This is a genomic window from Priestia megaterium NBRC 15308 = ATCC 14581 (assembly GCF_000832985.1).
GTDB classification, from domain to species: Bacteria; Bacillota; Bacilli; order Bacillales; family Bacillaceae_H; genus Priestia; species Priestia megaterium.
In genome coordinates, this window is sequence record NZ_CP009920.1 from 3,633,267 (window position 1) to 3,654,152 (window position 20,886).

Annotated in this window: 21 protein-coding genes; 16 read left to right on the forward strand and 5 right to left on the reverse strand. The window is 37.7% G+C overall.

Going from position 1 to position 20,886, the window contains the following annotated elements:
- Positions 1-10: 10 nt before the first annotated feature.
- The 3 genes from BG04_RS18850 to desA form a co-directional block, all read right to left on the reverse strand.
- Positions 11-613: a response regulator transcription factor gene (locus BG04_RS18850; RefSeq protein ID WP_013056197.1), complete on the reverse strand. Its 603-nt coding sequence runs from the start codon at positions 611-613 to the stop codon at positions 11-13.
- Entirely contained in the window at positions 610-1,752 is a 1,143-nt protein-coding gene (locus BG04_RS18855) for a sensor histidine kinase (protein ID WP_016763521.1), read from the reverse strand. The genes BG04_RS18850 and BG04_RS18855 overlap by 4 nt, the downstream gene beginning before the upstream one ends.
- A 122-nt stretch (positions 1,753-1,874) precedes the next feature.
- Complete coding sequence (desA, locus tag BG04_RS18860; protein ID WP_034653324.1) at positions 1,875-2,918, reverse strand: Delta(5) desaturase DesA; 1,044 nt, start codon at positions 2,916-2,918, stop codon at positions 1,875-1,877.
- 223 nt (positions 2,919-3,141) lie between these two features.
- On the opposite strand from desA, the gene BG04_RS18865 reads away from it, so the two are divergent.
- From BG04_RS18865 to BG04_RS18905, 9 genes are all read left to right on the forward strand, one after another.
- Positions 3,142-3,537, forward strand: a complete 396-nt coding sequence (locus tag BG04_RS18865; protein ID WP_016763522.1) for a ribosomal maturation YjgA family protein — start codon at positions 3,142-3,144, stop codon at positions 3,535-3,537.
- Positions 3,538-3,695: 158 nt separating this feature from the next.
- The gene (locus tag BG04_RS18870; RefSeq protein WP_034653323.1) at positions 3,696-4,250 is read left to right on the forward strand and encodes a hypothetical protein; all 555 of its coding nucleotides are present in this window, start codon (positions 3,696-3,698) and stop codon (positions 4,248-4,250) included.
- A 257-nt stretch (positions 4,251-4,507) separates the two neighbouring features.
- A complete protein-coding gene (gene cls / locus BG04_RS18875; protein WP_034653320.1) occupies positions 4,508-6,010 on the forward strand; it encodes a cardiolipin synthase in 1,503 nt (500 codons plus the stop codon).
- A 35-nt stretch (positions 6,011-6,045) separates the two neighbouring features.
- Positions 6,046-6,900 (forward strand): DUF1206 domain-containing protein, encoded by an 855-nt coding sequence (locus tag BG04_RS18880; RefSeq protein WP_016763525.1) that lies wholly within the window; start codon positions 6,046-6,048, stop codon positions 6,898-6,900.
- A gap of 84 nt (positions 6,901-6,984) precedes the next feature.
- Positions 6,985-7,206 (forward strand): spore germination protein, encoded by a 222-nt coding sequence (locus BG04_RS18885; protein ID WP_016763526.1) that lies wholly within the window; start codon positions 6,985-6,987, stop codon positions 7,204-7,206.
- Positions 7,207-7,423: 217 nt separating this feature from the next.
- Positions 7,424-8,869: a glycosyl hydrolase family 18 protein gene (locus BG04_RS18890; RefSeq protein WP_034653318.1), complete on the forward strand. Its 1,446-nt coding sequence runs from the start codon at positions 7,424-7,426 to the stop codon at positions 8,867-8,869.
- A 287-nt stretch (positions 8,870-9,156) separates the two neighbouring features.
- On the forward strand, positions 9,157-10,359 hold the full coding sequence (locus tag BG04_RS18895) for a macrolide family glycosyltransferase (protein WP_034653315.1): 1,203 nt from the start codon (positions 9,157-9,159) through the stop codon (positions 10,357-10,359).
- Positions 10,360-10,405: 46 nt separating this feature from the next.
- Entirely contained in the window at positions 10,406-11,314 is a 909-nt protein-coding gene (gene galU / locus BG04_RS18900) for a UTP--glucose-1-phosphate uridylyltransferase GalU (RefSeq protein ID WP_034653314.1), read from the forward strand.
- Positions 11,315-11,417: 103 nt separating this feature from the next.
- Positions 11,418-12,629 carry an MFS transporter gene (locus tag BG04_RS18905; RefSeq protein WP_034653311.1) on the forward strand — a complete coding sequence of 404 codons (1,212 nt, stop codon included), beginning with the start codon at positions 11,418-11,420 and terminating at the stop codon, positions 12,627-12,629.
- A 41-nt stretch (positions 12,630-12,670) separates the two neighbouring features.
- On the opposite strand, the gene BG04_RS29870 is transcribed toward BG04_RS18905, so the two are convergent.
- Positions 12,671-12,850: a hypothetical protein gene (locus tag BG04_RS29870; RefSeq protein ID WP_080743092.1), complete on the reverse strand. Its 180-nt coding sequence runs from the start codon at positions 12,848-12,850 to the stop codon at positions 12,671-12,673.
- A gap of 117 nt (positions 12,851-12,967) precedes the next feature.
- Complete coding sequence (locus BG04_RS18910; RefSeq protein WP_034653309.1) at positions 12,968-14,191, reverse strand: MFS transporter; 1,224 nt, start codon at positions 14,189-14,191, stop codon at positions 12,968-12,970.
- Between the two features lie 412 nt (positions 14,192-14,603).
- Between BG04_RS18910 and BG04_RS18915 the strand changes: the two genes are divergently transcribed.
- The 7 genes from BG04_RS18915 to BG04_RS18945 all read left to right on the forward strand — a co-directional run bounded on the left by BG04_RS18915 (position 14,604) and on the right by BG04_RS18945 (position 20,882).
- Entirely contained in the window at positions 14,604-14,975 is a 372-nt protein-coding gene (locus tag BG04_RS18915; RefSeq protein WP_013082413.1) for a thiol-disulfide oxidoreductase DCC family protein, read from the forward strand.
- A 153-nt stretch (positions 14,976-15,128) separates the two neighbouring features.
- On the forward strand, positions 15,129-16,052 hold the full coding sequence (locus BG04_RS18920; RefSeq protein ID WP_034653307.1) for an oxidoreductase: 924 nt from the start codon (positions 15,129-15,131) through the stop codon (positions 16,050-16,052).
- A gap of 154 nt (positions 16,053-16,206) precedes the next feature.
- Positions 16,207-17,307 carry an amidohydrolase/deacetylase family metallohydrolase gene (locus tag BG04_RS18925; RefSeq protein WP_034653305.1) on the forward strand — a complete coding sequence of 367 codons (1,101 nt, stop codon included), beginning with the start codon at positions 16,207-16,209 and terminating at the stop codon, positions 17,305-17,307.
- Positions 17,285-18,388, forward strand: coding sequence for a DgaE family pyridoxal phosphate-dependent ammonia lyase (locus BG04_RS18930; protein ID WP_034653304.1), 1,104 nt, complete (start codon positions 17,285-17,287; stop codon positions 18,386-18,388). Before BG04_RS18925 ends, BG04_RS18930 begins: the two co-directional genes overlap by 23 nt.
- 1 nt (position 18,389) lies before the next feature.
- A complete protein-coding gene (gene dagF / locus BG04_RS18935) occupies positions 18,390-19,145 on the forward strand; it encodes a 2-dehydro-3-deoxy-phosphogluconate aldolase (protein ID WP_034653301.1) in 756 nt (251 codons plus the stop codon).
- The gene (locus BG04_RS18940; protein ID WP_034655251.1) at positions 19,138-20,154 is read left to right on the forward strand and encodes a sugar kinase; all 1,017 of its coding nucleotides are present in this window, start codon (positions 19,138-19,140) and stop codon (positions 20,152-20,154) included. The genes dagF and BG04_RS18940 overlap by 8 nt, the downstream gene beginning before the upstream one ends.
- A gap of 11 nt (positions 20,155-20,165) precedes the next feature.
- Positions 20,166-20,882, forward strand: a complete 717-nt coding sequence (locus tag BG04_RS18945) for a GntR family transcriptional regulator (protein WP_016763538.1) — start codon at positions 20,166-20,168, stop codon at positions 20,880-20,882.
- The last annotated feature ends 4 nt before the right edge of the window (positions 20,883-20,886 follow it).

Here is a 20,886-nt window from a genome sequence, read left to right on the forward strand (position 1 = left end):
CATGCTTTTTTCATTTGAACCAGCCTTTTTCCTTAAAGCGAGTAATGGCTTCAATGCGGTTCTTTACTTCAAGTTTGTCTAGAATGGTAGAAATATAATTGCGCACCGTTCCAGTCTTAATAGATAGTTCGTCAGCAATTTCTTTTGTGTTTTTTCCATCAGCTACTAGAGCTAATACTTCTTTCTCTCTAGCTGTAAGAGGACTGGTAGATTCACTATATAAGTCATCCACTAATTCTGGAGCATAGAGGCGTCTGCCTGCCATCACGCTTCGAATGGAATTTGCGAGTTCTTCACTCGGACTATCTTTTAGCAAGTATCCGCTTACGCCGGCTTTCAAAGCTCTTTGAAAATAGCCGGAGCGAGCGAATGTTGTCAAAATGATGACTTTGCAGTTTAAATCTTTCAGTTCCTCTGCAGCTTCAAGCCCAGTTTTAAGAGGCATCTCGATATCCATTACGCATATATCTGGCTGGTGCTGCTTAGCAAGTGATACGGCTTGTTCCCCATTTGAAGCTTTTCCGACAACTTCCATGTCATCCTCTAAATTTAACAAAGAGCCTAAAGCCCCTAACATCATTTGCTGATCTTCGGCAATGACAATTCGAATCATAATTGTTCCTCCTTAATATGTTTAACGATGTTTGGAACTGTAATATGAATAATCGTCCCCCCTTGACTGGAGATATCAAGATGGCCGTTTACAAACTCCAGCCGTTCTTTCATTCCTAAAAGACCGTTTCCTTTCCAGCAGGTTTTCTTCGTATTGATACCAATTCCATTGTCTTCTACCGTTATGCCTACTTCTTTTGCAGACTGATGTAAAGTAATCGTGCAAACGGTGGCTTGACTATGTTTGACCACATTGGTTACTGCTTCTTTTAAGCACATGCTAAGAATATTTTCAATGAGCAACGATACATTCTCTAATGAAATGGCCTCTTCTCCTACAAACTTAATTTCGGCAGCTTCTAAAAGCTCTTGAACGCGTTTTAGTTCTTCACTAAGGCGGATTCCACGCATTTGAGAAACCATGTTTCTCACTTCATTAAGAGCCGTGCGCGCTGTTTGCTGGACATCTTTTAATTCTGATTTTGCTTTTTCAGGATCTTTTGTAATAAGTTTTCTTGCTAAATCACTTTTTAGACCGATAAGAGACAGCTTTTGTCCTAACGTATCGTGCAGATCGCGAGCTATCCGCTGGCGTTCTTCCTGTTTTACAAGCTCAGAAATACGTTTATTTGCATCTTCAAGCTGTTCTTCCAGACGGTCTCGCTTCTTCCGATTATAAATGCTAAATGGCAGTACAATCACACTGATGGAAATTACAAAAATGAAAGGCAGCTGTTTTAAAAAGATCTCCTCTTGCATAACAACGTTAAAGTTTACAGAAATAACGGTGCTAATTAAATGAACAGCATACAAAGTGAAGAAAGCGAGTCGTTTTTGGATATTTCCAATAAAATAAGCGATAAAAAAAGCAAAGTAAAAGGCAAAGTAAATATAATTGAAAATAGTTGTCAGGGCTAAGGAAATAACGATTAACAAAGCCGTCCATACGTAAACGGACTTGCCTGTTGAAACAAACGCAAAACGATAGAAAATAAAAAATAAGATGGTGAGTAACGAACCAACAATAATGTGATTCATGGATGAAGACTGTAAAATAAAATAAAATGGTAGAATGACAAATACCGTCCATATGTAAGGAGATAGCCCAGTGATTTTTTGGAAAAACGTATATTTTTTCATAAAGAACCTCGTTTACTTGTTAAAATACACTATTAGTTTACCACAAAGTAGAACGAAATAAGTTTAGAGAGATAGATAAAACAGTCAAGCTTTTGAAAGCTTGACTGTTTTGTTTTATTTTATTAAAGTTCTGCTTTTGTTTGAGATGAAATTCTGCTTGCTTTTGGTGCAGCTGAGCGTGTTTTTATTTCTTTAAAGCTCACAAACATTTTGTTTTCTTCATCCCATAGACGGAATCGAAGAGAGCGAAGACTTGTTGCGAGTGTAATGGTTGGTACATTTTGAAGAGGCTGTGTGTGTTGATGAACAGCTTCAAGCTTATAGTTGGGCACTCTTGGGCTTAAATGATGTACATGGTGAAACCCAATATTGCCTGTTAGCCATTGCAATAGTTTTGGAAGCTTGTAAAATGAACTTCCTTCAACGGCTGCTTTTACATAATCCCAGTGCTCATCTTCTTCAAAATAAGAATCTTCAAACTGATGCTGTACATAAAACAGCCAAATTCCAATTGAACCTGAAATGAAGAAAATCGGTCCTTGAATTAATAGGAACGCCTGCCAACCTACCAACCAGCAGGTCGCTGCTGCTAATGCAACGATCAATACATTTGTAAGATACGTATTCATTCTTTCTTGTTTCTTCGCATTTTTTTGATTGAATCGGTTCGTAATCAAAAATACATATATAGGTCCCACGCCGAACATAATGAACGGATTGCGATAGAGACGGTAAGCGATTTTTTTCCAAATAGAAGCTTCTTTATATTCTGTTACGGTTAACACCCAAATGTCACCCGTACCTCTTTTATCTAAGTTGCTGCTTGTTGCATGGTGAATTGCATGGCTATGTCCCCATTGACTGTAAGGGAACATCGTTAAGACACCGGTAATGGTTCCGAGAATTTTATTGTGTTGTCTACTCTTAAAGAAAGAATAGTGACAACAGTCATGAAAAATAATGAATATTCTTACTAAAAATCCTGCTGCGATAACAGTTAGCGGAAATGCTAAAAAATAAGAAATTGAAAGGCTCTCATAAGCGAGAAACCACAGTGTGAAAAAAGGTAAAAAAGTATTAATCAATTGTCTTATGCTGTCTTTCATTACTGCTTTTTCAAAAGGTGCAACTTGTTTTCGTAAATTTTTTTGTTTTTGTATAGTCATATGAAATTCCTTTCATCACCGTATATTACCCTCAGTATAAAGAGATTTTTCTGACTATTTAAGACATACGTGTCATATAGAAACTATGACAGTTGTCATATATACGTAGGGGGAAGCTGTAAAAAATGAAAAAAAGCGGTATTTAACAGTCTGCGGTTCTGATAAAATTATACAGTGAAGGCTTATTGCTACGGAGTATTTAAGAAGAAAAAAGGAGTTTGAAATGAATAAAAGAAATAGATGGGTATATCTTCTTCTAGCTTTTGTGATCATGGGAGCAGGCCTTTTATCAAGAAAACTTACCGCGTATCTTCCTCACATCGTAAATATATATGCGGGAGATTCGTTATGGGCCTTAATGATTTTTGTCAGCGCGGGTTTTTCGTTTCCTGCATGGAGGACAAAAATGATTGGTATGTTTGCTATAGTGTTTTGTTACTTCATTGAATTTACACAGCTGTATCATGCTCGGTGGATTGATGACATAAGAAAGACTCCGCTAGGAGGGCTCATTCTGGGGTATGGCTTCTTATGGAGCGATATACTAGCTTATTCGATTGGAGTCGGGGTAGGAATGAGCTGGGAGTATTATAGACATCGATTTAAAAGATCCGCCTAGCAAATACGGTTCAACGAATCTTAGAACTCAGCTGAGGATGGAATAAGCCGTAAGGTTATGAAGCAGGACGTATATACATAAAAATAAATTTATGCATAAAAATTTTTTACTTAAAACCAATTGTCTATTCGTTGAAGGAGAGGAAGAGAGGGGATTATTTGAACTTAATAGCCTGGATGATTATTGCATGTGAAATCGCTTTTTGGATAGTCATCGTTTTAGGATTAGCAGCAAGGTATATGTTTAAAAAACAAAAGCTCAGTTTTTTTATTTTAGCTCTAACACCTGTTGTTGATTTTTTTCTTCTGATTGTGACAAGCATAGACCTTTACGGAGGTGCTACAGCGACGTATGCTCACGCTATTGCAGCCGTGTATATTGGAATTTCGGTCGCTTTTGGAAAAAGTATGATTCAATGGGCAGACGAACGCTTTCAATATTATGTGATGAAAAGCGGAGAAAAACCTCGTAGGCGCTATGGAAAAGAATATGCAAAGCATTATTTTAAGTCATGGCTACAGCATCTTGTTGCTTACGCTATTGGAGCAGCTCTTTTAGCGGCGATGATGTATATAGTACCAAATGGAAAAACCAACGTGCTGAAAAGTGTAGTGGAATTTTGGACAGTTATTGTAGGAATTGATTTCTTATTATCTCTTTCTAATTTCGTTTGGCCTAAAAAAGAAAAAGAGTCCGGTTATACCAACTCATAAAAAGACATCGTCATGCGTGTAAAACAAAAAACCTCCCCGTAAGGAGGTTTTTTGTTTTACCATCCAGGGTATAGGTATATGAATGATGCTTGTCTGAGGTAGTTCAGTTTAGTTGCTTAAGCGGCTAAACTGCTTTTTGTGCAAATCTATGTACAATTTATGTAGCGTGCATGATAAGAATTCTGTGTATTCCATATACTACCTCATATGAAAGGTAGACAAGTGATACAATACAGTTTGTTTTTAGGAGAGCTTTTATGAAAAAACGCCGGTTGGACTTTATTTTTTTATTTATTATTTTACTTTCCATTTATGCTTTCTTTTTTACCTCTATTGATGTTCATTGGAAGTATGCCTTAGTTGGATTATATGGGGTCATCATTTTCATTTGTATGTATTCACTTATGCTTGAAAATCGAACGCCTGAAAGTACGTTGGTTTGGATGTATGTCCTCTTTTTCTTCCCTGTTGCAGGCTTTTTCTTTTATTTGTATTCAGGACAGCTCTATTTAAAGGGGCATATGTTTAAAAAAAAGCGTATGCATAACCGAGAGATGCTTAGAAAGATGGCAGACAAAGAAACGACGCCTGATCTATCGCCGCTTCAATCGCACCAGCGTTACTTTGCTCAGTATCTTCAATGTGTATCTTTGACGAAGATGAATGTTCATACAAAAACCTACGTCCTTAAGAACGGGCAAGAAACGTTTAATGAAATCAAAAAGCATTTGCAGTTAGCAAAACAGTTTATTCATATGGAATACTATATGTTTCACTCAGATTCTCTAGGAAAAGAAATCATTGATATTTTAATAAAAAAAGCAAGCGAAGGTATAGAAGTGCGCTTTACATTCGATACAATGGGAAGTTTTACACTATCGGGTTCAGATATTAAACGAATGAAAAAAGCGAATATTAAAGTGCATCCTTTCTTACCTATTAAGTATGGATTTTTCAATCAAAAATTTAACTTTCGAAACCACCGTAAAATAGTCATAATTGACGGGCAAGTAGGTTTTGTAGGGGGATTGAATGTTGGGGATGAGTATCTAGGAAAAAACAAAAAAATTGGTTTTTGGAGAGATACTCATCTGATGCTAAAAGGAGAATCTGTTCAAACCTTGCATTCGATCTTTATGTTCGATTGGGAATACGTTTCTGGAGAATGCTTAATTAACAATGAAGTGTATACAAAGCCTCATCCTGTCGAAGGAGAAGGCTTTGTGCAAGTGGTGGCGACAGGGCCGGATACGCAGGAAAATATGAGTGATTATTACTATACTATGATTACAAGCGCGACGAAATCAATCTGGATTTCAACTCCTTATTTTGTTCCAAATGAAGCCATAAGAACCGCCCTTCGTATTGCGGCTAGAAAAGGTGTAGAGGTACGGATTATGGTACCAGAAATTAATGATGGCTTTCTGACTCAATATGGAACGAGGTCATATTTTGCTGAACTTCTTCGCTGTGGAATTGAAGTATATTCGTATAAAAAAGGGTTTTTGCATCAAAAAATTGTGATTATAGACGGAGACATGGCTTCGGTCGGTACTGCAAATATGGATATGAGAAGTTTTCATCTGAACTTTGAAGTTAATGCATTTTTAATTGAAGGAGAGACGATTCAAACGCTCATCAAAAATTACGAAGAAGATATTGAAGACAGTCATTTGATCAAACCAGTAGCATTTTACAAACGAAGCTTAGTAGAACGTTCGAAAGAATCATTTGCTCGCTTATTTTCAGGTGTTTTATAAAATAAAGTTTGTTTTCAAAAAGCAGGAGGAAACGTATGGGTGAATCTCCATTTGTTAAAAAAGATACGTTTGGTCGAAAGTTACATCGCTTAAAAGAACGTACTAAGCCATTTGTCGTGCGTTTTTCACGGTTTGGTCATGTGGCTCAAGGTGTGGTCTATTTTATCATCGGTATATTAGCAATTCAGACAGCTTTCGGATTAAAAGGCGATTTAGTTACTTCTCAAGGAGCCCTACACACCATTGCAAAGCAGCCGTTTGGATTTTTAATTTTAATTATTTTGGCAGTAGGTTTAAGTGGATATGCGTTTTGGCAAATCATTTCTGCTATTTTTGATCCTCACCACGTTGGGCATGGCGTAAAAGGCGTTTTTACTCGTTTAGGCTATTTAGTGGTAGCCACGTTTTATATTAGTCTTTGTGTGAGTTCGGTAAAAATTTTGCTTCATGCTCACGTTCATACGTCAGGTAAGCATTATCAAACGGTATCAGCCAAGTTGTTATCTTATCCCTTTGGGCAAACTATCATTGCGCTTACAGGTATCGGCGTTATTATCTTTGGGATTGGACAAGTATATTGGGCTCTTTCAGGACGCTTCCTAAAAAAACTAAAGAAAAACGAAATGTCAAAAGAAGAGTGGCGATGGAGCGGGCATATTGGAAAAACAGGTATTATTGCTCGAAGTATCGTCTTTGGCATTATTGGCTTCTTTCTGATTCGCACGGCTCTTCAAGCAGATCCAGACGAAACGAAAGGGTTAGATGGAGCCCTTGCTGAAGTAGCACAGCGTCCTTTTGGGTCTGTACTGCTGGCAATCGTATCAATCGGGCTTATGGCATACGGAGTATATATGTTTGCAGAATCAAGGTATAAACGAATTGATCCTTAATAAAATTAAAAAGATGAAAAAGCTACTTTTTGGCCTTCTGCTCATATCATATAGCAGATAGATAATGAACAGGAGGAGAGGCAGATGCCATCGGTAGTAGGAGCCGTAAATATCTCAAATGTATTGGTTTCATCTTCAGTGGAGTTTGGTGATTGTCTGGCTATTAAGCCAAAGAGTACAGCTTTTACAACAGTCGGTTCTGGCAGCGGGAACACAGGGAATTTTATGAATATTACAAGCAGTACCAGTACCGCTAATACAATTGATATGGATATTAAGGATCAAAATGTAGTGGGAAATGCATAAGAAACGAAAGCTTATCGTCATCGGACGGTAAGCTTTTTTATTTGAATTTCACGTATACCCAGACGTTTCTTTACCACAATGTACCTCTAGGATTCTATCTTATAGGAGTAGTAAACTAGACAGGTGATGTCAAAAAGTGGGGAGGCGAAATTATAAAATGAAGAAAATATGTATGAGCCTGATCGTTCTCTGTCTTTTCAGTGGAGGATTGGCCCCGATGAGTAAAGGAGCCGCTGCTTCTTCAGTGGGCACTGTCAAAGGTGACAACGTAAACGTATATCGTTCTCCTTCCTTACATTCTTCTGTTATGCAAACAGTGAAAAAAGAAGAAGAATTTCCTGTCATTTCATCTGAAGCTGGAGATGCAGCTCAAGTTACTACTCATACGGTAGTGCCGGGAAATACACTATGGCTACTAGCTAAGCAATACGGTGTAACAGTCAGTGATCTAATAAAACAAAATCAGCTAAAAAAGACGGAGCTGATTCCAGGGCAAACGCTGAAAATACCACCAAAAGGCTTGTTACATAAAGTAGTATCAGGAGATACGCTTTGGAAAGTCTCCGTAAAGTACGGTGTAAAAGCAAATGAATTAACAAAGTTAAATCAGCTATCCTCAACAAATATTAAGCCCGGACAAACGCTTATTATTCCTGATTACTATGTACAAGTACAGCTTTTGGAAGGGAAAAAGGGCTGGATCAAAAAATCTGATTTAGTGCAAAAGAAGCATCAGCCTGTAGTTATGGGTTGGAGCTTTAATGAAAAAACAGCAGGCTATACAGAATCGATGAAGCAAAAGAATTTAGACGTTGTTTCACCTCGTGGGTTTACGCTAACGTCGAATGACAAAGTTGTTTCATCTTCTATAAATGAATCATATGTTCAAACGGCTCATAAAAACGGCAAAAAAGTCTGGCCGCTTATTGGTAACAATTTTGATGATGTACTTACAAGTGATGTGCTAAGCAATAAAGCAAAGCGGAAAAAGCTTGTATCATCAATAGAAAGTTCGCTAGTAAAAACAAACAGCGATGGGATCAATGTTGACTTTGAAAACATTAATATTAAAAACAAACAAGATTTTGTTTTATTTATTAAAGAATTAAAAGCAGCGTTAAAACCTCATGGTATGACTATTTCAGTAGACGTAACAAGAGAAAATAATGATCCTTTTTGGTCGGGAAGCTTTGATAGGAAACAGATTGGTCAAGTGGCAGACTATGTCATTATGATGGGATATGAAGAACACTGGGGAGGAAGTCAGGTTCCAGGATCTGTTGCTTCACTGCCTTGGGTGAAAGAAGGCACACAACTTCTTATGAAAGATGTACCTGCACACAAAATCCTTCTGGGAGTTCCTTTTTATACGCGAGAATGGAAAACGGACCTATCGACCAAAAAAGTTGTCACAAAAGACTTAACGATGAAAGAAGCCGAAGCTGTTATCTCTTCTAAAAAGTTAGCTAAAAAATGGGATAGCCAAGCCTCACAGTACTATGTAGAATACACGGAAAATGGTACGAAGCATCAAATATGGCTCGAAGACAAAGCATCTATGCAGCGCCGGGTTAAATTAATTAATGACTATCATTTAGGTGGGGCGGCAGCTTGGTATATTGGTTCAGAAACCTCAGATATATGGGAGTTATACAACTTTTAAATAAAAAACACACCTCTTGCTTGATTTAGTGAGGTGTGTTTTTTATTTGCATCATAATGAAGCGCATACATCTATTTACAAACGAGATAAATTTTACAATATTTGTTTTTCTTGAGTTAATTTATAACTATATTCCAAAATGAGCCTATTTAACCTTTTTTTAGTTGAAAACGCTTAATGACTTTACGATAAAGATAATTTATAGTAAATTCAGTTTCTATACAATAAATTTACTAAATGAACAATTAAGTAATTTAATTATTAATTAAGTGAAAGGAATGAATATTATGGGAAAAGTATTAGTAATAGGCTTTCCAGGTGAAGGGCATGTGAATCCTTCTTTAGGAATTGTAAAAGAGTTGATGACTCAAGGGGAAAAGGTCGTCTATTACGGCATTGAAGACTATGCTGAAAAAATTCGGAAATCAGGCGCGGAATTTCGTGAATACGAAGATTTTCGTCCAAGTCTTGATATGAGCAACCGGATGACAAACGAAGAGTCTTATGACCGCTATGAAATAATGAATTTGTTTTTAAATGAATCTGAAAATATTATTACTAAAATTATGAGTGAAACGAAACATGAAACATATGATTATGTACTTTATGATTATCACCTTTTAGCAGGTTCCGCTGTGGCCGACCTTCTTCAGCTTCCGAAGGTTTCTCTTTGTACAACATTTGCGTTAAATAAGGAGTTAGCAACTTGTATGATGCCAAGTGGTCAAACAGAACCTGACCAATCTTCCTTTTATCCTCAATTCGAAAAATCATTAAATAAGTTCAACAACCAATATAATACTCAGTTAAAAGATTCCATTGACATTATGTCGAATCCAGGGGATATTACGCTAGTATTTACGTCAGAATTCTTTCAGCCAAACGTATCTGAATTTACGAGTGAGTACAAGTTTATTGGTCCTTCAATTGTTAAACGATTAGACATTGAAGATCCTTCTTACTTACAAAATGAAAATGAAAAAATTATTTTTGTTTCTATGGGAACTATTTTTAATCAGCAGCTAGAAATCTATAACTTATGTGTAGAAGCATTAAAAGATTTTGAGGGTAAAGTTATTTTATCTATTGGTAAAAATACAAAACCTGAAGAATTAGCACACATTCCAGAAAACTTCGTTGTGAAACAATACGTACCGCAGCTAGAAATTTTAAAACGTGCGGATTTATTCATTACTCACGGCGGAATGAACAGCAGCAGTGAAGGGTTATACTACGATACGCCCCTTGTCGTTATTCCAATGGCAGTGGATCAATTTATGGTTGGCGATCGCGTGCAGGAGTTAGGAGCAGGTGTAAAATTAGATAAAAATAATGTATCTGCTGAGCTAATCAAAAAGACAGTTAACGACGTTTTAACTACTCACACATATAAACAGCATGCACAACAAATTGGAGAATCACTTCGCTCAGCGGGAGGATACAAGCAAGGAGTGAAAGAAATTTTCAATGTGGTGCCTGTCAAAGCGTAATAGATGTAAGGCAGCTAGATAACTAACAGAGAGGAGTAAATATAATATGCAGACTATAAAAAAAGCAGTTATACCAGCAGCAGGGTTAGGTACTCGTTTTTTACCCGTTACAAAATCTATCCCAAAAGAAATGCTTCCAATTGTAAATAAACCCGTAATTCAATTTATTGTAGAAGAAGCCTTAAAATCAGGAATCGAAGATATTTTAATTGTTACAGGAAACGGGAAACAAGCAATTGAAAATCATTTTGATCACAATATTCAGCTGGAGCACTTGCTTCATCAAAAGGGAAAAACTGAACTATTAGAAGAAATGGAGCATATCTCTGAACTAGCGAATATTCATTACGTTCGTCAAAAAGAAATGAAGGGCCTTGGCCATGCAATTGGCTGTGCTCGACAGTTTATTGGAAACGAACCGTTTGCAGTTTTACTTGGAGATGATTTAACAGACCCAGATCAGCCTTGTTTAAAACAGCTGATTGACCAGTATAACCAAACGGGATCATCGGTTATCGGCGTACAGCGCGTAGAGGAAGAATCCGTTCACCGTTATGGGATTATAGATCCAAAAGCAAATGAAAACCGGTTATACGAAGTGAATGGTTTTGTAGAAAAACCATCATTGGAAGAAGCTCCGTCTAATTTAGGAATTATTGGACGCTATGTATTTACACCTGACATTTTTGATTATCTTGAAACGCAGGAAGCTGGAAAAGGCGGGGAAATTCAGCTGACAGATGCTATTCAGCGTATGAATATAGACCGTTCTATTTATGCTTACGAATTCGAGGGCGAACGTTATGATGCAGGAGAAAAATTAGATTTTATTTTTACGACTCTTGCTTTTGCATTAAAAGATGAAGAATTAAAAGCACCTCTTTTGACCAAATTCAAAGAACTTATCAGCAAAGAAGAACAAAAAGAAAAAATTGCTGTACAAATTGGAAAATAACCTTCATTTACACACCTTTCTTCTAATTTTTCTTGAAGAAAGGTGCATTTTTTTGCGGAAATGGAACGTTTGACAGCTGGATAGAAAGGGTTGAAATGAGTTTATGTCGAAAACAGAAAATTCGTTTGTATCAGGCATAAAGATTGTATTTACAGACCGGGATTTTCGAACGATTTTTATTTCATTATTTATTATTGGATTATCTGTTGGCGGCTTTATGCCTTATTTAACGGTTTGGGCAACAAATACATTGCATGCCACTTCTTTTCAAGCAGGATTTTTATTTGTGCCAATGAGCATTATTGGTTTAGTCGTATCGTTTTATTTAGCTTCGTTATCAGACAAATGGGGGAAACGAAAGCCATTTATTATTTGGGCGTTACTGATTGGAACCATTTCAAGAATGCCGTTAGCGTTTACGCATTCTTATACAATAGCACTCGTTTTACTTGCTATAGGAGGGTTTAATGCGTTCTCTTTTTTCTTTGCCCTGCTGAATGATTTTATTGTTAAAAAGCAAGAAAGCAAATCGCAGGCAGGTACGATTACTGGTACCGTGCGAATGGCTTTTTCACAAGGCTATATTTTTGGCCCTATGCTTGGCGCTTTAATTATTGACCACGGAGGGTATACTCTTTTATTTTTATTATCAGGGTTGTTATCGCTAGCAACTTTAGGGTGGGTTCTTTTTGCGCTTAAAGAAGACAGTATGCCTCAAACTTCAGTTCATGGATCTTCAAAAGCGCCAGCCGGTATACCTTCTGTATTAATAGCTGTATTCGTAGCAGCTCTTTTCATTTTTGCGGGTGATTCCGGGCGTTCTATGTATTTGCCACTCTACATAACGGATACGTTAAAACAATCCGTTTCGATTGTAGGGATTCTCTTTACTGTTACATCTGTTTTTGAGCTAGTATTTATGCCGTTAGGGGGCTATTTTTCTGATAAGATCGGAGTTAAACGATTCTTTATCATTGGAATTGCTTGCCAAGTGCTTTATTTTATTTTAACGAGCCTTCATTTACCGCTGAGTGGGTTAATTGTGCTTCAAGTATTTTATGCTTTTATTCTGTCCGCTACAATGGGAGTGGGAATGGTGTATGCTCAGTCACTCTCTCCGCGTCAAATTGGACTAGCCACAACGGCATATATGACCGCTATACAAACTTCAGCAGTTGTCAGTAGCTTAGCTATGGGGTCGCTAGTCAGCGTGATTCCGCTGCCTTCTACTTTTTACATTTTGGCTGTTTTCTCGGTTATTTCAGGTGTGATGTTCCTGTTTATGAAGCAAAAATCAGCTGAGGAAATGAGTTGAAAAGAAAAGTTAAGAAGAGGTTGAGACATTACCAAATTAATTCAATCTAAAGGCGGACAAATAGTATACATGAGCTGGACTGCTTGTGCCACCGCAGTTGATTTCCGTACAAGTCTTCGCTTTCCGCGGGTGGCGGATGAGCCTCCTCGTCGCTTGCGCTCCTGCGGGGTCTCATCTGTTCCACTTTTCCCGCAGGAGTTTTCGCCTTGCTCTCCAATCAACTGCTAGAAGGACCTAAACAAATGACACATACGTTCACCATAACAAAAAAAACGAACCATTGATTAATGGTTCGTTTTTTTTACTTTCTCTAAAATATTTTTGCCCCCGCCTCTTTTTTATGAGGCTGTTTCTTGAATTTGTTCGCTGCGATTTTTATTTAAGATTTTGCGGTAGCGGTAATTAACAAAAGCTGCCGCTGCCATACCTACTACTGAGAGCATCGCATCAAAAATAAAGATAATTGAAATATGTCCCGTTTTAGACATGAGCCCTGTTGCTAAAGGCAATAAAATAGCAGCTAATCCAGCAGCCGTCGCGACAATTCCGGTAACCGTTCCTTTTTTGTTCCAGAAAAGCTCGGTCATAACAGTAATCGCTAATTGAAAGACCCCAGCCGTAGAAAATCCCATGAAAAAAGCAGCTGCAATTGCAATAGCAGGTACTTTAACAAAAAGAAGCGTAAGTACGGCTATAAGGGTAATCATCGGGTAAACGAGAATAACCGTTACAGGACGAAGCACTTTGCTTAATAATACAGCTAATACTAAAACAGAGATTAAAGCTCCGATGCTGTAGTAGCTTAAAAGGCGGACTGAGCTGCTTTCAGCCATACCTAATACTTGTTGACCATAAGTAGGGAGCCAAATTTGAGCCACCGTAAAAAGCGCTGTAGAAGTAAATCCAATCACAATAAGAGCAATTCCTTCTTGTTTCATTTTAGGAGCAGAGATAAATTTATTCTCTGCTGTATTTAGCTGTTGAACTGTACTCTGTTCGCGTTTATGATTGGGAAAAGGCAGTTTGAACATAAAGATCATATTTAGTAAATAAATAAGAGCAGGAAGAAAAAAAGCATACCCATAAAACAAATCACGATCTGCAAAAAAGGCAATCATAAACGGCAAAAGTGCCGCTCCTGCAGAAATAAATGCTTTTACAAGAACACTGGCTGAACCTGAAGATTTAGGAAAGACCTCAATCAAAGCAGGGTACGTTCCAGCATCCATAGCAGAGTTTGCAATACCAGCGATAATAGCAAAGATAAAGGCTGTTTGATAATTTGGCGATAATGGAATGCCAATTAAAAAAATCGCCATCGTCAGAGACGAAACAATAATCAAAGGCTTTCGTCCAACCTTATCAGACAAGACGCCTGATAGAGAATACGAAAGCAATTTTCCAATTCCGATAGCAGAAATGATATAGCTGATTCCAGCACCGTCGGTATTTAATTGTTTTGTCAAAAATGACATATTTGATGCAAGCATGATATTGACCATGCCCAGTAGAAAGTAGTTAATATACATACCTGAAGCTGACAGCATGTACTTATTTTTCATCGTTTACACATCCTTACGTAAAAAAGCTTATATGAACTGGATAAAAGTAATCACCCGTTCCTCCTTTTTTCTTCGTTATTTATAAACCTACTTCCATGATAAGTTTATGAAGACATTACCTTTATCTTTTATCATTACATCTATTTCGTCCTTTTTAGTATGTGACTAAATGCCTAGTGCTTCAAATCAATATGAAATCTATTCTAACATGTTTTTAGTGCTTTAAACCAAAAAAGTGATATTTTATAAAAAAATCCTGTCTTCTTTTGCGGATTCACAAAAGAAACCCACAAAAAATGTTCACTTTAAAGCCAGGCTGCACAAGAAGTGCCTCCTAGTAGTGGTTATTAAAAAGGAGAAAAGGGTATTTATAAATTAAGGAAAAAGAAACAAAAGAAGAAAGGTGGAAACAATGAAACACAAAGTATTTTTTGATGCGCAATGTCCTTTATGTTACAACGTAAAAAAAATAATTAAAGCGCTGGACTGGACCAACCGAATCCAGTGGATTCCAGTTCAATACATTGAACGAACGGAGTATAGTTACTTAAAAGAAGAAGGAAGAGACTTATATGATCAAATTCATATGGTGACCAAAAAAGGAGAAGTTCTAGCAGGATTTGAAACGGTCAGACGCCTTTTAGCTGTTTTGCCTCTTACATTTCCAATAGGTGTGCTTTTGCATTTACCATTGATGAACAAAGCCTTTAGCCCGCTATACAAGTGGGTCTCCACAAACCGGTACGACTGGTTTGGGCGCTACGATTCTCCGCGAACCACATAAATATATAAAAGGGACAAGCTTTGAAAAAGCTTGTTCCTTTTGTTTTGAAGACATTATACTTTATACATACTTTAATTTTAAAAAACGTTAATTTAGTGTGACTTAGACGCGTAAATTCTAGAAAAACAGCTATAGCTGAAAGGGAGAACTTATATGATAACAAAATGGACAGCTGAACGAATGCCCGATGTAACGGGAAAAACAGCCCTTATAACGGGAGGAAACAGCGGTATTGGATTTGAAGCTGCAAAGGCTCTAGCTGCGCGCGGAGCAGAAATCATTCTTGCTGTACGTAATGAAGCAAAAGGGAAAGAGGCTGAAAAGAGAATTAAAGCGGCTAACGGGAATGCTAAAGTGACGATTATGTCATTAGATCTCAGTGACTTGATCTCTATTCGACATTTCACCAATCAATTTCTTCAACAATACTCGTCTTTGAATCTTCTCATTAATAATGCAGGCGTGATGGTGCCGCCTCACAGCAAAACGAAAGATGGATTTGAACTGCAGTTTGGCTGTAATCATTTAGGGCATTTTGCATTGACGGGTTTGCTTCTTCCTTTGCTAATGGAAACTCCACATTCACGAGTCGTAACGGTAAGCAGTATAGCTGCTAATTCTGGAGAAATCTATTTTGATAATCTAGACGGGGAAAAAGGCTACAGTCCAATGAAGTTCTATAGACAAAGTAAACTCGCCAACCTGTTGTTTGCAAAAGAATTGCAAAAACGTTTAGAAGCAGCGGGATCAACGACAATTAGTGCGGCGGTGCATCCAGGCATTTCGAATACTAACCTATTATCACGCGGTTCAGGCAAAGAGCCAAACGCTTTGTTGAAGCTTTTGGTCAAGCTATTTAGTCAATCTGCAGAAATGGGCGCGCTGCCTACCCTTTACGCAGCCACTGAAGCAATAGAAGGCGGTGCGTATATTGGGCCGGACGGAAAAGATGCTAAAAAAGGATATCCTGTAAAAGATATGATGGGAGACGTTTTATTTAAACCGGACGTAGCAGAAAAACTATGGAGCGCATCGGAAGAGTTAACAAAAGTGACATATATATTCAAGAAAAGGTAAAAACCAGCGGCTATTGGTCGCTTTTTATCTTTTTTTGAATCAAAACATTATAACGTTATATTTACTTATTTAATTCTTTATGTTATTCTACATTTGTAAAAGCAGAAAAATAATTAACATTAGTGTAAGCGTCATCATAAGGGGAGTGAACGAAATGGAGAATCGGTTTCTATTACGGAATGTCAAATCGGTCACTGAAGAAGAGTTTGATATTGTTATAGAAAATGGAAAAATCTCTGAGATAGCAAAAGCTGGTGAAGGAAAAGCACCGCTTGTTTATGATTACTCAGGAACCTACATATCAAGCGGATGGATTGATTTACATGTTCATGCATTTCCAGATTTCGAGCCGTATGGAGATGAGATAGACGAGATAGGAGTAAAACAAGGAGTAACAACACTTGTAGATGCAGGTAGCTGCGGTGCTGATCAAATAGCAGATTTAGTTCAAAGCCAATATGCAGCAAAAACTAATTTGTTAGCGTTTTTAAATATTTCGCGTATTGGTCTAAAACGCACAGATGAGCTTTCAAATATGGAGTGGCTAAAAGCGGAAAAAATTTTGGAAGCCATGAAAGCATATAGAAGCATTATTGTAGGTTTAAAAGCCCGTATAAGTAAAAGTGTAGTAGGTAAAAGCGGTATTGAGCCTTTATATTTTGCTCGAAAAATGTCTAGTGAAATTTCACTTCCATTAATGGTTCATATCGGATCTGGCCCTCCTGCTATTGAGGAAGTTGTTTCGATTCTAGAAAAAGGAGACATTATTACTCACTATTTGAATGGAAAAGCTAATAATCTATTTGATAATGAAGGAAAGCCGCTTCCACTCCTAATGGAGGCCATCCAACGAGGTGTTCATTTGGATGTAGGGCATGGAAATGCAAGCTTTTCGTTTCAAGTAGCAGAAGCTGCCAAAAAGCATAATGTTAAATTCGATACAATCAGTACAGATATTTATCGGAAGAACCGACTAAATGGGCCTGTATATAGCTTAGCTCATGTATTATCTAAATTTCTTTATTTAGGATACAGCCTTGAAGAAGTAGTTAATGGTGTTACTGTTAATGCGGCAAAATGGCTTAACAGACCCGAGTTAGGAAGGATACAAGTTGGAGACCGTGCCAATTTAACTCTCTTTACTATAGAAGACGAGCCTGTTCTGTTTATTGATTCCGAAGGAGAGCAGAGAGAAGGTAAGCAAATAATTAAAGCAAAAGGAGTAGTTGTAAATGGAACGTTCATTGAATGCTAAATATGGCTTGAAACGAGTAATTAATGCGAGCGGCCGAATGAGCATCTTAGGAGTATCAGCACCAACTGATACAGTAATGGATGCAATGAAGCAAGGAGGACAAAATTACGTTGAGATTGCTGATTTAGTTGGTAAAGCAGGTGACTATATTGCTGACATTCTAGGATCAGAAGCAGCTGTGGTTGTTAACTCAGCTTCAAGTGGAATTGCTCTCTCTATTGCTGCTCTTGTTACACAAGGAAACCGCCGTAAAAGCGAGCGCCTTCATCAAGAGGTCATCTCCAAAAATGAAATTATTATGCTGAAAGGTCATAACGTACAGTACGGGGCCCCAGTTGAAACCATGGTTTATTTAGGTGGCGGAAAGCTTATTGAAGTTGGCTATGCTAATGAGGGTAGAGCGACTCATATTGAAGAAGCGATTTCCGAAAATACAGCTGCTATCCTTTATGTGAAGTCTCATCACACTGTTCAAAAAAATATGATTTCTGTGGAAGAAGCGTGGGAAGTTGCACAGAAAAATAATATTCCATTGATTGTGGATGCCGCGGCAGAAGAAGACCTTCAAAAGTATGTAAAATACTCAGACCTTGCGATTTATAGTGGTTCAAAGGCAATTGAAGGTCCAACATCTGGAATTGTTGGTGGTAAACGTAGCTACATTGAATGGTTGAAAGTTCAATTACATTGCATTGGAAGAAGTATGAAAGTTGGTAAGGAAACAACGTTTGGATTACTTCAAGCTCTTGATGAGTATCGCGAGAAAAAAGATAAAAGTGAACAAGAAAAAGAAAGTTTACAAGCATTGATGTCATTAAAAGATATAGAAGGCGTGAATGTGACAATTGTACAAGATGAAGCAGGTCGAGCTATATTCCGTGCACGAATTCAAATCAGTCCAGAACGGGCTAATACAACTGCGAAAGAGGTTGTAAAAGAGTTGTGTGAAGGTGAAATTGCTATTTATACACGCGATTATGGGATAAGACAAGGATATTTTGATATCGATCCCAGACCTTTAAAGGGCGACGATATACATGTAATTGAGTCTAGAATACGCGAAATTGTAGGAGGAAAGTGACATGTCAAACATTACAAAACGTTTTTATAAAGAGCGCGCAGCGTTAAACGTATTAGCAAACAGTATCGAAAATGCCAAAGAAGTATTTGAGGCTGCAGAAGGGCATGTCTTAGTAGGCGTGTTATCCAAGGATTATTCTACTGTTGAAGAAGCAGTAAAAGCAATGAAAGAATACGGAAAAGAAATTGAAGAAGCAGTATCAATTGGTTTAGGCGCTGGAGACAATCGTCAGGCAGCTGTAGTAGCAGAAATTGCAAAGAATTATGCTAGCAGTCATATTAATCAAGTATTTCCTGCTGTTGGAGCAACACGTGCTAATCTAGGTGAAAAGGATAGCTGGATTAATAGTTTAGTGTCCCCAACCGGCAAAGTCGGCTATGTAAATATTTCGACTGGCCCAGTTAGTGCAGCGCATGATGAACAAGCTATTGTACCGGTCAAAACAGCTATTTCCCTAGTACGTGACATGGGAGGAAACGCGCTCAAGTATTTTCCTATGAAAGGGTTAAGCTATGAAGAGGAATTCCGAGCTGTGGCAGACGCTTGCGGGGAAGAAGGATTCGCTTTAGAGCCAACTGGCGGAATTGATAAAGAAAACTTTGAAACAATTTTGCGTATTGCTTTGGAAGCAGACGTTCCAAAAATTATTCCGCATGTTTATTCGTCAATTATTGATCAGAAAACAGGAAAGACAAAAGTAAATGATGTACGTGAGCTTCTTGAAAAGATGAAAAAGTTAGTTGATCAGCATGGCTAAGAATTTTGCAGCATTTGGAGAGGTAATGATGCGTTTACAAGTACCAGGATATGAATTACTTTCTCAAGCTCATACATTAAGCTATTCGTTTTCTGGTACAGGGGTAAATGTAGCGGCGGGGTTAGCTAACTTCGGATATACGGGATATTTGATTTCTGCTTTACCGGATAACGCTGTGGGAGATGCAGCTGTATCTTATCTTAAAAAGTTAGGTATTTCACAGTCATTTATTAAACGCAGCGGAAAACATGTCGGTATGTATTTTTTAGAAAATGGATTTGGGTCCCGATCTAGCCGGGTTACATATACCAACCGTTTAGAAAGCAGCTTCAACAGAGCTCCTGAAGGCATATATGATTTTGAGAATATTGCGGAGAAAGTAGATGTGATGCATTTTTGCGGAATCTCTCTGGCAATGAATGATTCCGTCCGGTTCCATATGAAATCATTTGCCAAAGCGGTAAAAGAACGCGGTGGTATGGTCGTATTTGACTGTAACTACCGTCCGTCTCTATGGGGAGATGGAGGATATGAAAGCGCAAAACCTCATTATGAAGATATGCTGTACCTTGCAGATATCGTAATGATGAATGAACAAGATGCTATGCACATTCTTAAGATGGAAACAGAAGAAACAAGCAGAAGAGAGCAGCTGATGAAACTAATTCCAAAGGTGGCAAAGAAGTACGATCTTTCTGTCGTAGCCGGTACGCACCGATCTATTAATAAGGACAATAAGCACTCTTTGTGCGGTTTTATATATAAAAATCATACATTTACATTTTCTGATACGATTACTTTTTCTGTCTATGATAGAATAGGCGCAGGAGATGCCTATACAAGCGGCATTTTATATGGCGAGTTAGAGGGCTTTTCGACAGAAAAGACTGTTGCATTCGCTGTAACAGCGGGAATGCTTGCTCATACAATCGTAGGCGATACTCCTATGTCATCCCAGTACGATATACAAAAAGCGATGACAGAATCAGTAGGCGATGTAGAAAGGTAGAGGATGTAATAGTGAACGTATCTCGAAAAAAAGGACCATTGTATTTGCAAATAAAAAATATCTTAAAAGATCGAATTTTGCATGGCGTGTATCCCATTCAAACAAATATTCCTTCTGAACCGCAGCTGGAAGAGGAATTTCAAGTAAGTAAAATTACGGTTCGAAATGCTATTAAAGAACTTGTGAAAGATGGATATTTAGAAACAAAAAGCGGTAAAGGAACAAAAGTTATTCGAAATACATCCATTTCAAGGCTGTCAAAAGGAAAACGCTTTACCGAAGTGTTGGTGGAAAAAGGGCATATCATTCAAAAAAGGCTGCTTGGGGCAGAGACAATTGAAAATGCACCAGAAACAACTTTATATAAGCTGTTCGGTGAGCAATGCATTCGAATAGAACGTCTTTACTATTTAGATAATGAACCTTATATTCATTACACGCATTATTTAACCATGCAGCGCATGGAAGGGATAGAATTAACACACTTAAATGCACAATCGTTATACGATTTGATTGAAGAACAGGATATTACATTGGAGAAATTTCGAGATCAGTTTGCTGTTGCAAAAGCTGATTCTTATGTAGGCGAAAGACTGAATGTGCAGGCCGGAGAAGCGCTATTAAAAAGATCACGGTATTCATATGATGAAGAAGGAAATATCATCGAATACAGTGAGGGCTATTATAATACAGAGATGCAGCAATACATTGTGAATTACGATATTTAAGAAG